The organism is Mesorhizobium sp. CNPSo 4689, from assembly GCF_057784325.1.
Genome location: NZ_JBWLUZ010000010.1, coordinates 92,598 through 106,215 on the forward strand (window position 1 = coordinate 92,598; position 13,618 = coordinate 106,215).

At 64.2% G+C, this 13,618-nt stretch carries 15 protein-coding genes and 1 pseudogene; 10 read left to right on the plus strand and 6 right to left on the minus strand.

The annotated features are described in order from the left end of the window. Window positions 1–6 precede the first annotated feature (6 nt). On the minus strand, window positions 7–666 hold the full coding sequence (locus AC04SI_RS16195; RefSeq protein WP_404274564.1) for a phosphoribosylanthranilate isomerase: 660 nt from the start codon (window positions 664–666) through the stop codon (window positions 7–9). Between the two features lie 44 nt (window positions 667–710). Here AC04SI_RS16195 and AC04SI_RS16200 point away from each other — a divergent pair, with 44 nt between their 5' ends. Further along, complete coding sequence (locus AC04SI_RS16200) at window positions 711–998, plus strand: hypothetical protein (protein ID WP_246800695.1); 288 nt, start codon at window positions 711–713, stop codon at window positions 996–998. 72 nt (window positions 999–1,070) lie between these two features. On the opposite strand, the gene AC04SI_RS16205 is transcribed toward AC04SI_RS16200, so the two are convergent. The 4 genes from AC04SI_RS16205 to AC04SI_RS16220 form a co-directional block, all read right to left on the minus strand. Continuing rightward, a complete protein-coding gene (locus AC04SI_RS16205) occupies window positions 1,071–1,829 on the minus strand; it encodes a M48 family metallopeptidase (RefSeq protein WP_404274563.1) in 759 nt (252 codons plus the stop codon). 119 nt (window positions 1,830–1,948) lie between these two features. Beyond that, window positions 1,949–2,428, minus strand: coding sequence for a DUF2852 domain-containing protein (locus tag AC04SI_RS16210; protein WP_404274561.1), 480 nt, complete (start codon window positions 2,426–2,428; stop codon window positions 1,949–1,951). A gap of 116 nt (window positions 2,429–2,544) precedes the next feature. After that, window positions 2,545–3,687, minus strand: a complete 1,143-nt coding sequence (locus tag AC04SI_RS16215; RefSeq protein ID WP_404274559.1) for a benzoate/H(+) symporter BenE family transporter — start codon at window positions 3,685–3,687, stop codon at window positions 2,545–2,547. 3 nt (window positions 3,688–3,690) lie between these two features. Beyond that, window positions 3,691–4,461 (minus strand): alpha/beta hydrolase, encoded by a 771-nt coding sequence (locus AC04SI_RS16220; RefSeq protein ID WP_404274557.1) that lies wholly within the window; start codon window positions 4,459–4,461, stop codon window positions 3,691–3,693. A gap of 208 nt (window positions 4,462–4,669) precedes the next feature. Here AC04SI_RS16220 and infC point away from each other — a divergent pair, with 208 nt between their 5' ends. The 8 genes and pseudogenes from infC to AC04SI_RS16260 all read left to right on the plus strand — a co-directional run bounded on the left by infC (window position 4,670) and on the right by AC04SI_RS16260 (window position 11,483). Further along, entirely contained in the window at window positions 4,670–5,206 is a 537-nt protein-coding gene (gene infC, locus AC04SI_RS16225) for a translation initiation factor IF-3 (protein ID WP_081482097.1), read from the plus strand. 134 nt (window positions 5,207–5,340) lie between these two features. Next, window positions 5,341–5,985 (plus strand): methyltransferase family protein, encoded by a 645-nt coding sequence (locus AC04SI_RS16230; RefSeq protein ID WP_404274556.1) that lies wholly within the window; start codon window positions 5,341–5,343, stop codon window positions 5,983–5,985. A gap of 193 nt (window positions 5,986–6,178) precedes the next feature. Next, complete coding sequence (gene rpmI / locus AC04SI_RS16235) at window positions 6,179–6,382, plus strand: 50S ribosomal protein L35 (RefSeq protein WP_006201248.1); 204 nt, start codon at window positions 6,179–6,181, stop codon at window positions 6,380–6,382. Between the two features lie 36 nt (window positions 6,383–6,418). After that, complete coding sequence (gene rplT, locus AC04SI_RS16240) at window positions 6,419–6,820, plus strand: 50S ribosomal protein L20 (RefSeq protein WP_006201247.1); 402 nt, start codon at window positions 6,419–6,421, stop codon at window positions 6,818–6,820. A gap of 95 nt (window positions 6,821–6,915) precedes the next feature. Beyond that, window positions 6,916–8,001 carry a phenylalanine--tRNA ligase subunit alpha gene (pheS, locus tag AC04SI_RS16245; RefSeq protein WP_404274546.1) on the plus strand — a complete coding sequence of 362 codons (1,086 nt, stop codon included), beginning with the start codon at window positions 6,916–6,918 and terminating at the stop codon, window positions 7,999–8,001. After that, window positions 7,998–8,435: a GFA family protein gene (locus AC04SI_RS16250; RefSeq protein ID WP_404274544.1), complete on the plus strand. Its 438-nt coding sequence runs from the start codon at window positions 7,998–8,000 to the stop codon at window positions 8,433–8,435. The genes pheS and AC04SI_RS16250 overlap by 4 nt, the downstream gene beginning before the upstream one ends. Continuing rightward, complete coding sequence (gene pheT, locus AC04SI_RS16255) at window positions 8,432–10,840, plus strand: phenylalanine--tRNA ligase subunit beta (protein ID WP_488474501.1); 2,409 nt, start codon at window positions 8,432–8,434, stop codon at window positions 10,838–10,840. The genes AC04SI_RS16250 and pheT overlap by 4 nt, the downstream gene beginning before the upstream one ends. Before the next feature lie 39 nt (window positions 10,841–10,879). Next, window positions 10,880–11,483: pseudogene (locus AC04SI_RS16260) on the plus strand (nucleotidyltransferase family protein). Window positions 11,484–11,624: 141 nt separating this feature from the next. On the opposite strand, the gene AC04SI_RS16265 reads toward AC04SI_RS16260, so the two are convergent. Continuing rightward, window positions 11,625–12,620, minus strand: coding sequence for an aldo/keto reductase (locus AC04SI_RS16265; protein WP_404274541.1), 996 nt, complete (start codon window positions 12,618–12,620; stop codon window positions 11,625–11,627). 105 nt (window positions 12,621–12,725) lie between these two features. Here AC04SI_RS16265 and AC04SI_RS16270 point away from each other — a divergent pair, with 105 nt between their 5' ends. Next, a complete protein-coding gene (locus AC04SI_RS16270) occupies window positions 12,726–13,616 on the plus strand; it encodes a LysR family transcriptional regulator (RefSeq protein ID WP_404274539.1) in 891 nt (296 codons plus the stop codon). Window positions 13,617–13,618 lie beyond the last annotated feature (2 nt).

Sequence of the window (13,618 nt, forward strand, 5' to 3'; positions counted from 1 at the left end):
GCACGCTCAGGCGGCGCGGTTGTCGCGTTCTGCCCTGACGGCCCGGAAAAACTGCTCGATCAGCGCCGGCTCCTTGACGCCCGGCGCGCTTTCCACGCCCGACGAAATGTCTATTCCGGGCGGATTGGCAAGCTGGAGGGCATCGCCGATATTGGCGGCGTTGAGCCCACCGGAAAGCATGTAATCGACGCCGGCGTCAAGGCCGGCCAGAATGCGCCAGTCGAAGGCGACACCGTTGCCGCCCGGCAATTCCGAACCTTTCGGCGGCTTGGCATCGAACAGGAAGCGGTCGGCGATGCCTATGAAGGGTTTTGTCCGCTCGATATCCGCGGCCTCGCTGACCGACAGCGCCTTCATGACCGGCAGGCCATAACGGGCCTTGACCCCGGCCACCCGCTCCGGCGTCTCCGAGCCGTGAAGCTGCAGCATGTCGGGGTGCATTTTTTCGACGATCTCGTCGAGGAACGCATCGCCGGCATCGACCGTCACGGCGACGGCGCCGGCCTTGCCGGTTGCCGCCTGGCGCAGGCGCCCGGCTTCTTCGGGCGCGACATAGCGCGGGCTCTTGGCGAAGAAGATGAAGCCGACATGGCTGGCACCACCGGCCAGCGCCGCGGCCAATGCGTCATCGGTCTTCAACCCGCATATCTTGATGTCGAGCGCCATGGCGCGGGGATTGGCACGAAACAGCTTAAGAGTCGAGAAAAAGCATGCTGTTTGCCGCCGGGGCGGAAAGCACTACCTTTCAATTAGGGAAACACAGGCGGGAGCAGATAGTCATGACTGACCAGAGCGTTGCCCAACTCAGGCAAAAGATCGCGCAGGCCCACGAAGTGATCGCGCATCTGATGGACAAGGCAGCCTTCAACGGCGCCGAGGCGCACCGCGCGCTCGACTATTTCGGCGGCGACGCCTTCGAGCGGAATTTCCTGCCGTGGCCTCGCCAGGGCGACGAGGGGTTGCGGCCTGAGGAGTTGAACGCGGCGAACGATGATTGAGCGGCTGGCCAAGCTGGCCCGGACGACGCAATTCCGGACGGAAAGCCGTTTCACACTTTTCCTGGAATTGGTCTAATCGAACACGATCGCCTGTAGCGCACCGCCATTGCGCTTCAGCCAGTCCTTGCAGCGCTCGGTGTCGGGGCAGAGTTGCTCGCACAATTTCCAGAATTTCGGGCCGTGGTTCATCTCCTTGAGATGCGCCACCTCGTGCGCGACGAGGTAGTTTATGACCGGCGCGGGCGCCATCATGATGCGCCAGGAGAAGGACAGATTGCCGTCGGAGGTGCAGGAGCCCCAGCGGCTCGACGTGTCCTTGAAACGGATCGCCTTGGCGCGCTTGCCGATGGCGGCGCTGTGCTTGGTCACCAGGCGCTCGATCTCGCGCTTGGCCTCGCGCTTGAGGAAATCGGCGATGCGGCGCGGCAGGTGCACGCGCTCGCCATGCACGATCAGCAGCGGGCCGCGCTCGTCGCGCGACACGGTGACGGTGCCGCGTTTGGCGGGTTCATGGACGATTCGGTGCGCCACGCCGCGCACCGGAATCTTGATGCCGGGCCGCACCTGCGGCCGTGTCGGCACCTTGGCCAGCCGCTGCTCCAGCCAGTCCTGGTGGCGGTCGAGGAACTTCTCGACCTCGCCGCGGCGCAGGCCCGGCGGCACGGTGATGCGCAGGCCCTGACCGCCGGAATCGATGCGCAGCGTCAGCCGGCGAGCCCTGGCGCTCTCGACGATCTTAAGCGGCAGCGTGCGGCCGGCGACGCAATGTTCGCGCTCGACGATCGGCGTCGGCTTGGGCTTGGTCAGGTTGCGGAAGAAGCCGAAGGACATGGCTGGACGATACGCGATTCGAGGAAAACGACCAGTGGAGCGAAGCTGAAAAGAGAACAAAAAAGAAACGGCGCCGCTTGCGCGACGCCGTCTATCGTGCCGGGGCCTGTCGCGCGGCCTCAGTCGTCAAGCAGATTCGAACCCTTGCGCTTGGGGGTCGTCCCGGTGGTCTTGGACGCTGTCGTCGTCGGGGCAGTCGACTTGTTGCGATTCGCCATGAAGCGATCGAACTCGTCCTGGTCCTTGGCGCGGCGCAGTTCGCGAGCGTAGTCGTCGAACTCGGTCAGCATCTCGTCGAGCTTGCGGCGCTCTTCGGCGAGGCGCTCAAGCTCCTTTTCGCGCCAGTCGTCGAAAGCGACGTTGCCGGTGCGGGCGGAGCCGTGGCCCCAGCGCGCGGCCTTGTCGGAACCGCGGCGGCAGCCGGCGAAGATACCGTCCGTGGCGCGGTTGACGTCGCGCTTGAAGCCGTCGAGCCGGTCGCCCCAGATGATGTAGGCGAGCATGGCGAAGCCGAGCGGCCAGAACACCATGAAGCCGATCACCATCAACGCGATGGTCGCCGGCGTCCAGGCCGGGCGGATCAATGCAGTCGTGTTCATTTTCTCCCAGTCCTTCCGTTGGAGACAGCCAGATCGGCTGCGTGGAATCGAAATGGGATGGGGAAAACGGCGATTCAAGACAGATCCGGCCAAAACCGGACAAAGAGCTGAAATGATTATTTCTTTTTGAGCATTTCGAGGAAAAGCACGGCCAGGCCGGCGACCAGGCCCCAGAATGCGGCGCCGACGCCGAACAGCGTCAGCCCGGAAGCGGTGACGGCGAAGGTGACGGTGGCGGCCATGCGCTCGCCCTCTTCCTTCAAGGCTATCGACAGCGCGTTGGCCAAAGGGGCCATCAGCGCCAGGCCGGCGACCAGCACGATCAGGCTCTGCGGCAGGACAGCGAAGATCGCCACCAGCGAGGCGCCGAAGATGGCAAAGACCAGATAGGCAAACGCATAGAAGGGACCGGTCTTCCAGCGCTCGGCCGGGTCGGGGTGGACATCCGGCCCGGTGCAGATCGCCGCCGAGATCGCCGCCAGATTGGTGGTCGAGGCGCCGAATGGCGCCGACAGCAGCGAGAACAGGCCGGTGACGCCGATCAGCGGGCCAGGCTCGGGATGGTAACCGGCGGCCCTCAGCACGGCGAGGCCGGACAGGTTCTGCGAGGCCATGGTGACGAGGTAGAGCGGCAGAGCCAGCCCGATGATCGATGCAGTGCTGAAATGTGGCGCAATCAGTGTGAGGGTCGACAGTTCCGGCGTCGGCAGGCCGCCGACACGGCCGGTGAGGAAGGCCGCGAAGCCGCCGCCGATCAACACCGCAAGAACCGACAGTGCCGGGTTGAACAGGCGGATGACAAAAAATGTCCCGATCAGCGGCAGGATCAGCCAGGGGTCGGCGGGAATGGTCTTGACCGCGCCGGTGGCGAAGCTGACGAGGATGCCGGCCAGCATGCCGGAAGCGACCGAGGCCGGTATCCTGGCGATCAGCTGGGTCAGCGGCTTGAACAGGCCGGTGGCGATCAACAGGATGGCGGTGACGATGAAGGCGCCCACCGCATCATTTATCGTAAAGCCGCTCGATGCCGCGATCAGCGCGAGGCCTGGCGTCGACCAGGCGGTGATGACGGGCATTTTCGTGCGCCAGGACAGCCACAAGCACTCGATGGTCATCGCCAGGCACAGCGCGGTGACCCAGCTCGCCGTCTCGACCTGGGTGGCGCCGACCGCCTTGGCGGCGGCGATGACAACGGCCAGCGTGCCGCCAAAGCCGACGATCGCCGCGACAAAGGCGGATATCGGGATGGAAATGCGCATGACCTACCCTGCTCGCCGCACCATGTCGCCCACCGCCCGCATCAGCATGTCGAGATCCTGGGGTCGGGACAGGCGGTGGTCGCCATCGGGGATGAGCGACAGCGTCACGTCATCGGCCGGCAGCAGGGCGGCCAGCTTCAGCGCATGGCTCGACGGCACGTCGGCGTCGGCCAGGCCCTGCAGGATGTGGACCGGGCAATGGGTGTCGATCGGCCCGGTCATGACAAGGTTCTTCCTGCCGTCCTCCATCAAGGCGCGCGTATAGATGTAAGGCTCGGCCGAATAGTCGGACGGCTCCTCGAAGAACCCCTTCTCAGTGAGATCGCCCTTCTGAGCCTCGGTCAGCACCGGCTCGACCAGCTCGGCGGTGAAATCCGGCGCCGGGGCCAGCAGCACCAGGCCGGCGATGCGGTCGTCACCCGCCTTGCGCAATTCCTGGACCATGCGCAGCGCGATCCAGGCGCCCATCGAGGAGCCGACCAGGATCTGCTTGCCCTTGGTGAAGCAGCGGAAGACGGCGAGGCTTTGTCCAAGCCATTTCGAAATGGTGCCATCGGCGAAGACGCCGCCCGATTCGCCGTGGCCGGAATAGTCGTGACGCAGGAAAGCGCGGCCTTCCTTTGCCGTCCACTCAGCCAGCGTCTCGGCCTTGGTGCCCAGCATGTCGGATTTGTAGCCACCGAGCCAGACGACGCCGGGCGCAGCCCCCGGCGCCCGTCTGACGGCGATATCGGTTCCCTCGACTTCCAGAAACTCAGGCGCAGTGGCGGTCATGGCTTTCCCTCACGCCGGGTCTTTTGGCACAGCCGGGCGCTCAACGAAAAGCGGTCTACAACTTTCTTTGCTTGGTGCAGGCTCGCGATCAGGTGATTTCCTGAGAAGGCTGTGCTATTGACTTGCGCCGCGCGCTCACCACATTGGCGCGTCCTGAACATCCGAACTGCAACAACCCTGAACGAAACGGCTCAAGGAGACCACGACCATTCGCAGACCTTTCAAAGCAGCGGCGCCCACCAAGGATGGGCCGCGCTCCAACCGCGACATCCGGGTTCCCCGGGTCCAGCTTATCGACGCAGAAGGCCAGAACCGCGGCGACGTTTCCATCAACGACGCATTGCTGCTCGCCGAAGAGGCCGGGCTCGATCTGGTTGAGATATCGCCCAATGCGGTACCGCCCGTCGTAAAAATCCTCGATCTCGGCAAGTTGAAATACGCCAACCAGAAGAAGGCGGCCGAGGCGCGCAAGAACCAGAAGGTCATCGAGATCAAGGAGATCAAGATGCGCCCGAACATCGACAGCCACGACTACGAGACCAAGATGAAGGCCGTGCGGCGCTTCTTCGAGGAAGGCGACAAGGTCAAGCTGACGCTGCGCTTCCGTGGCCGCGAGATGGCGCATATGGAACTCGGCATGCAGCTTCTGAACAAGGTCCGCGAGGAAGTGGCGCCGATTGCCAAGGTCGAAGCGGAACCGAAGCTTGAAGGCCGCCAGATGATGATGGTGCTGGCACCCCGCTGATCACGATCAGTTCAGCGTGGTCATCGCGCTTTAAATCCGCCTGAATCATACCCCAGGGCGTCCCGGCGATCGGCGGGACGCCTTTTTCTTGTCCAGACGCTGCAATCGAACCCTCGACGATCGGATCCCGCGACATGGTCAATGAAGTGAAGCGCGCCGAGGACTTCAAATATGGGCTGGGCAACTACCAGCACACGCGCCGGATGGTGCTTGCGGTGCTCGTCGTCGTCCTGTTCGCGGCGCTGCTGTTCGGGCAGTCGACCTTTCCGCCAGACACCCCGGTGCATGAGTCCATCGAAATGTTCGGCGTGCTGCTGATCTTCCTCGGCGTCGTCGGACGCTTGTGGTCGACGCTCTATATTGGCGGGCGCAAATCCGCCGAGGTGGTGACCGGCGGACCCTATTCGATCACCCGCAACCCACTCTATGTCTTCTCGAGCATCGCCGCCGCCGGCGTCGGCGCACAGATCGGCTCGATCACAGCCACGATCGGCTTTGGGCTGCTCTGCGCGGGGGCCTTTTACATTGTCATCCTGCGCGAGGAGAAATTCCTCAGGGAGGCTCTCGGCGCGCCATACCAGGCCTATCTGGCGAAGGTGCCGCGCTTCTTCCCAAGGCTTTCGCTTTATGAGGAAGGTGATACCGGCAGCTTCAAGCCGCGCCTGCTGTTGACCACTTTGCTCGACGGGTTGGTGTTCCTGGTGGCGCTGCCCGTCTTCGAAACCATCGATGGCGCGCAGCAGTCGGGGATACTGCCGGTTCTATTCCGGCTGCCATAACGTCGCATCCCGGCGGGTGTTGCGCGCAAGCCTGCTTTGACGTATAGGACCGCCGTTCCAAGAAAACCGCCCGGCAGGGCATGCCGTGGCGGTTTCATTTGCTTTTCGGGCTTTGGTCGGCCCGAAGCGAACAAAACAAGAGGCGCGGAGTGCCGAAGGCACGACAGGGACCTCATAGAAACGGAGTAGCAAAATGCCCAAGATGAAGACCAAATCGGCCGCCAAGAAGCGGTTCAAGATCACAGGTACGGGTAAAGTCCTGTCGGCTGCGGCCGGCAAGCGTCACGGCATGATCAAGCGTTCCAACAAGTTCATTCGAAATGCCCGCGGCACGATGGTTCTGGCTGAACCGGATGGCAAGAAGGTCATCAAGAATTTTCTGCCGAACGGCCTCTAAGGCATTCGGTCCGGACACGATTAAGGAGATCATGACATGGCACGCGTAAAGAGAGGCGTCACCTCGCACGCCAAGCACAAGAAGGTCCTGAAAGCCGCCAAGGGTTTCTACGGCCGCCGCAAGAACACCATCCGCATCGCCAAGCAGGCGGTGGAAAAGTCGCTGCAGTACGCCTATCGCGACCGCAAGAACCGCAAGCGCTCGTTCCGCGCGCTGTGGATCCAGCGTATCAACGCCGCGACGCACGAGCACGGCCTGACCTATGGCCGCTTCATCGACGGGCTCAACAAGGCCGGCATCGAGATCGACCGCAAGATCCTGTCGGACATGGCCATCCACGAGCCGCAGGCTTTCGCCGCTCTCGTGGCCAAGGCCAAGGTCGCGCTCGAATACCTCAAGAACACCACGCCGAACGCTTTTGAAAGCGCTGTCGCTTAAGACCAGCGCTTCCCAAGCATTCGCAATTCTGATTTGGGGAACCCGCGCTGGCACGGCTGGCGCGGGTTTTTCTTATGCCTAATCGGGTCTGGAACATGAGCGATATGGAAACTCTCGAAAATTCCCTGATGGCCGACATCGCCTCGGCCGCCGACGAGGCGTCGATCGAAGCCGTGCGCGTTTCAGCGCTCGGCAAGAAGGGCTCGGTCTCCGAAATGCTGAAGACACTGGGCGCGATGAGCGCCGAGGAGCGGCAGGTGAAGGGCCCGGCGATCAACGGCTTGAAGAACCGTGTCACCGAGGCGCTCACCCAGCGCAAGGCTGAACTGAAGGACGTGGCGATCGCCGCCAGGCTCGCCGCCGAGACGGTCGACGTGACGCTGCCAGTGCGGCAGTCGCCGGCCGAGCGCGGCCGCATCCACCCGATCAGCCAGGTCATCGACGAGATCGCGGCGATCTTCGGCGACCTCGGCTTCGCCATCGCCGAAGGCCCAGATATCGAGAGCGACTATTACAATTTCACCGCACTGAATTTCCCCGAGGGGCATCCGGCGCGCGAGATGCACGACACCTTCTTCTTCCAGCCGGACGAGAAGGGCGAGCGCAAGCTGTTGCGCACCCACACCTCGCCGGTGCAGATCCGCACCATGGAGCGGCAGAAGCCGCCGATCCGCATCGTCATCCCCGGCAAGACCTACCGTCAGGATTCCGATGCCACCCACTCGCCAATGTTCCATCAGGTCGAAGGCCTGGTGATCGACAGATCAGCCAACGTCGCCAACATGAAGTGGGTGCTGGAGGAGTTCTGCAAGGCCTTCTTCGAGGTACCGAGCGTCAAGATGCGCTTCCGGCCGTCCTTCTTCCCATTCACCGAACCCAGCCTCGAGGTCGACATCCAGTGCGACCGCTCGCGGCCGGGCGAAGTGCGCTTCGGCGAAGGCTCCGACTGGATGGAGATCCTCGGCTGCGGCATGGTGCACCCCAATGTGCTGCGCCATGGCGGACTCGATCCCGACGAATACCAGGGCTTTGCCTGGGGCATGGGCATCGACCGCATCGCCATGCTGAAATACGGCATGCCGGACCTGCGCGCCTTCTTCGATGCCGACGTGCGCTGGCTGTCGCATTACGGCTTCCGGCCGCTCGACATGCCGACTTTGTTCGGGGGCTTGAGCGCATGACAGCGCCGCACACTGGCGGCTGCCGTTGCGGCGCCGTGCGGTTCGAGGCCTCGGCCGAACCGCACCATGTCAGCTATTGCCATTGCGGCGATTGCCGGCGGGCGAGCGGCGCGCCAGTGTCGGCCTTTGTCGGCTTCATGTCCGACCAGGTCGCCTTCACCGGCAAGGCGCTGAAGATGTACGAGAACGGGCCGGTGACGCGCTCGTTTTGCGGCATCTGCGGCTCGCCGATCGCCTATGTCGACGAGCGGTTGGAGGACCACATCTATTTCATGCTCGGCGCCATGGACATGCCGGCCTATTTCAAGCCGACGCACCATGCCCATGTGCGCGAGCAGCTCCCCTTCCTGCACATGCCCGACGACTTGCCGCGTCACCTGAAGACCAGCGTGCCCAGACCATCATCGTCTAACCCAGACGGAACACAGTCATGAAATTCACCCTCTCCTGGCTCAAGGATCACCTCGAGACCGACGCTTCGCTGACGGAAATCGTCGAGCGGCTGACATCGATCGGTCTCGAAGTCGAACATGTCGACGACAAGGCCGGCCTGAAACCCTTCGTCATCGCCAAGGTGCTGACGGCGGTGCAGCATCCCGATGCCGACCGGCTGCGCGTGCTGACCGTCGACACCGGCGACGGCAAGGCTCCCATTCAGGTCGTCTGCGGCGCGCCGAACGCCCGCGCGGGCCTGATCGGCGCCTTTGCAGCACCCGGCACCTATGTTCCCGGCATCGACGTGACGCTGACGGTCGGCAAGATCCGCGGCGTCGAGAGCCACGGCATGATGTGCTCGGAGCGCGAGCTGGAGCTGTCGGACGAGCATCACGGCATCATCGACCTGCCCGCCGATGCGCCTGTCGGCACCAGCTTCGCCGCTTATGCGCATCTCGACGATCCGGTGATCGAGATCAACCTGACGCCGAACCGGCCGGACGCGACAAGTGTGTACGGCATCGCCCGCGATCTCGCCGCGAGCGGCCTCGGCCGCCTCGTCGGCGGCGCGATCATGCCGCATGCCGGCAGCGGCATGTGCCCGGTGAAGGTGACGATCGAAGCGCCGGAGCTCTGCCCCGGCTTCGCGCTGCGGCTGGTCAAGGGCGTGAAGAACGGCCCGTCGCCGAAATGGCTGCAGCAGAGGCTGATCGCCATCGGGCTCAGGCCGATCAGCGCGCTGGTCGACATCACCAATTACGTCACCTTCGACCGCGGCCGGCCGCTGCATGTGTTCGACGCCAGGAAGGTCGCCGGCAATCTCACCGTGCGGCGCGCACGCGATGGCGAGAAGGTGCATGCGCTCGACGATCGCGAATACATATTGACGCCGGAAATGTGCGTCATCGCCGACGAGGACGGCGTCGAATCGATCGCCGGCATCATGGGCGGCGAGCATTCGGGTTGCGACGAGAGCACCACAGACGTGCTGATCGAATCCGCACTTTGGGATCCGATCACCACCGCGCGCACCGGCCGTACGCTCGGCATCATCAGCGATGCGCGCTACCGCTTCGAGCGCGGCGTCGACCCGGAATTCATGGTGCCGGGCGTCGAGCTGGCGACGAAGCTGGTGCTCGATTTCTGCGGCGGCACACCGACGGAGATGGAGGTGACCGGTTATAGCGGCCACAAGCCGAAGATCGTTGCCTTCCCGCTGTCGGAAGTGAAGCGGCTGACCGGCATCGAGGTGCCCAGGGCGGAAACCCTCGACATCCTGTCGCGCCTCGGCTTCGAGCCGCAAGGCGCGGGCGAGGTCGTCGACGTGAAGGTCCCCTCCTGGCGGCCGGATGTCGACGGCAAGGCCGACCTGGTCGAGGAAGTGATGCGCATCCACGGCGTCGACAACATCGTGCCGCAGCCGCTTGGGTCGCACGACGCGGTCAATTCCAAAATCCTGACCACGCTGCAGATCCGCACCCGCACGGCCAAGCGTGCGCTTGCCGTGCGCGGCATGATGGAGGCCGTCACCTGGTCGTTCATCCCCGCCAAACACGCCGAACTGTTCGGCGGCGGCCAGACGGCGCTGAAGCTCGCCAATCCGATCGCCGCCGACATGTCCGACATGCGGCCGTCGCTGCTGCCCGGCCTGATCGCGGCCGCGCAGCGCAACGCCGACAAGGGCATTGGCGACGTAGCGCTGTTCGAGGTTTCGGGCACCTATGAGGGTGACGGCGCCGACCAGCAGCGGCGTGTTGCCGCCGGCGTGCGCCGCGGCACCGCCGAGCTCGACGGCTCCGGACGCAACTGGGCCGGCAATTCAGGGCCGGTCGGCGTGTTCGACGCCAAGGCCGATGCGATCGCCGCACTCGAAGCCTGCGGCGCGCCGGTCGAGCGGCTGCAGGTCGAGGCGGGCGGCCCGGCCTGGTACCATCCCGGCCGCTCCGGCACGATCAAGCTCGGGCCAAAGGTGGTTTTGGGTACGTTCGGCGAATTCCATCCGAAGACGCTTGCAGCGCTCGATGTTTCCGGACCGCTGTGCGGCTTCGAAGTTTTCGTCGACGCCGTGCCGGAGCCGAAGGCCAAGCCGACGCGGACCAAGCCGAAGCTGGAGCTCTCCGCCTTCCAGGCGGTGAAGCGCGACTTCGCCTTCGTCGTCGACAGAAGGGTCGAAGCCGGCACGCTGGTGCGCGCGGCTTTGGCCGCCGACAAGAAGCTGATCACCGGCGTCTCGGTGTTCGACATCTTCGAAGGCGCCTCACTCGGTGCCGCCAAGAAGTCGATCGCCATCGAGGTGGCGATCCAGCCGGTCGAAAAGACTTTGACCGATGAGGATTTCGAGGCGCTGGCCAAGCGCATCGTCGAGAATGTCGGCAAGCAGACGGGCGGCGTGCTTAGGGCCTGAGGGATTGCGGACAGGTGGCGAATCGCTCTCCAAAGGGCGATGGACCATCTTCGCTATGCCGGCCTCTCCTTCGAAGAGCAGCGCGCTGCGTTTCTCGACATCGTCGCGGCTGAACCGCTGCTTGTCGAAGCGCTGGCGCGGGCACGCCAGCTTGGACCTGCCGGGCTGGCTGGTGGTGTCCGGCGCGCTCTACAACAGCATCTGGAACCATCTGACCGGCAAGCCGTCGGGTTACGGCATCAAGGATGTCGACCTGTTCTATTTCGATGACAGCGACCTGTCCTACGAGGCCGAGGACGCGGTCCTTTGCCGGGCGGCGCAGCATTTCGCGGGGCTGACGCTACCGGTCGAGGTACGTAACCAGGCGCGGGTGCATTTGTGGTATCCCCAGAAATTCGGTCAGCCGTGTCCGCGCTACACGAGTTCCAGCGAGTCGGTTCGCTATTTCGCTTCGAAGACCCATGCGGTCGGGGTTCGATATGATGGGGACGGGCAGCTTGAGCTGGTGGCGCCGTTCGGGCTCGACGATATTTTCTCGTTCCGCATCACGCCGAACCGGGTGATGGATAATCAGCGCACGCATGAGGCGAAGGGTGTGCGTGTCCAAGCCAACTGGCCGGAGATTGCTGTTGTGCCGTGGTAGGACTGCTATGCCTTAACGCTCGGCTCGGTGATGCCGAAGCCAGAAATGTCCCGCCGACGTCTCGCAACCTTCCGAGCTGCAAAGCCATCGAAAAAGGGGACGCCGAAGCGCCCCTCTTTTCTAATCACCCAATGATCACGCTCACCCATTCACCAGCGCCAGCAGTTCTTCGGTGTAGCGCTTGCCGACGACCTTGTCCGGCGAGAGCGCATCGCCGATGGCCGCCACCTCGGTCTGGCTCAGATCGATCCCCGCAGCCGCCGTGTTCTGCTCGAGATGGCGGATTTTTCGCGCGCCGGGGATCGGCACGATGAAATCGCCCTGGTGCAGCACCCAGGCGAGCGCCAGCTGCGCCGAGGTCACGCCCTTCTCCGCCGCCATCTTTTCCAGCGTAGCGACGACCGCGGCGTTGGCCGCCATCGCGTCGGCCTGGAAGCGCGGCAAGCCGCGGCGCCAGTCGCCGTCGCTCAAGGCCTCGGGGTTGGCGATGGTGCCGGTGAGCAGGCCGCGGCCGAGCGGGCTGTAGGGCACGAAGCCGATGCCGAGTTCGCGGCAGACGGCAAACACCTCTTCCTCCGGGTCACGGCTCCACAATGAATATTCGCTCTGCACGGCCGATATCGGATGAACCGCGTGCGCCCGGCGGATGGTGGCGGCACTGGCCTCCGACAGACCCAGCGCCCGCACCTTGCCCTCGCGCACCAGCTCGGCCATGGCGCCGACCGTGTCCTCGATCGGCACGTTGGGGTCGACGCGATGCTGGTAGTAGAGGTCGATGACATCGGTGCCCAGCCGCTTCAGCGACGCCTCGGCGACCGCCTTGACGTGTTCGGGGCGGCTGTCGACGCCGGCCATGCGCTCGGTGCCGTTGCCTTCCTCCAGGATCTTGAAGCCGAATTTGGTGGCGATGGTCAGCCTGTCGCGGAAAGGTTTTAGCGCCTTGCGGAGCAGGATCTCGTTCTCATAGGGGCCATAGACTTCCGCCGTGTCGAAGAAGTTGACGCCGAGCTCGACGGCGCGATGCAGCGTGGCGATCGCGTCCTTCTCTTCCTGGCCGCCGTAAACAAAACTCATGCCCATGCAGCCAAGGCCGACCGGGTAGACGTTCAATTCAGTGCCTAGCTTGCGGGTTTGCATCACGCGTCTCCTTTGTTTGCTTGTTGCGATGCCGGAGAGATAGCGCCTTGCTTCACGTTCGATAATCGGTTCTTGTTTGCACAGGTTGTTCTAAAAGATAGATCAATGAATCGAACTCACCTTTCACAGCTTGCAGTGCTGGCAACCGTCGCCCAATGCGGCAGCTTTCGCGGCGCGGCCAGGGAGCTGGCGATTGCGCCTTCGGCGGTCAGCCATGCGGTGTCCAGCCTGGAGGCGCGGCTCGGCGTGCGACTGCTGGCGCGCAGCACGCGCAGCGTCGCGCCAACCGAAGAAGGTGCGCAGCTGCTGGAGCGGCTGCGGCCGGCGCTGTCGGAGATCGACCTTGCACTGGAATCCGCGGTCGAGGCGCGCGACCGGCCGGCCGGCAATCTCAGGCTAACCGTGCCGCGCACGGCTGCCCACCTAGCGCTGACGCCCCGGCTTGGCGCCTTTGCCCAGGCCTATCCCGACATCGTGCTGGAGATCGTCATCGAGGATCGCTTCACCGACGTGGTCGAAGGCGGCTTCGACGCCGGCGTGCGGCTCGGCGAGAGCCTGCAGCGCGACATGATCGCGGTGCGCATCGGGCCCGACATCCGCGGCGCGGTGGTCGGTGCGCCGTCCTATTTCGCGAGGATGCCCAGACCGCGTCACCCGGGCGATCTCGCCGACCATCGCTGCATCCGCTTCCGATTCTCCAGCGGCATTCTCTACCGCTGGGAATTCGAGAAGGAGGGCGAAGAGATCGAGTTTGCTGCTCAAGGCCCGCTGATCCTCGACGAGGATCATCTGATCGCTCAGGCGGCGATCGACGGCGCCGGTCTTGCCTTCGTCTTCGAGGACTATGTCCGCGATACCATCGGCGACGGCAGGCTGATCCGCGTGCTGGAAGACTGGTGTCCGACCTTCGACGGCTTCTTCGTCTATTATCCGAGCCGACGGCAGATGCGGCCCGCGCTCAGGGCGTTTGTCGATTTCTTCAAGATGAGTGGCTGATC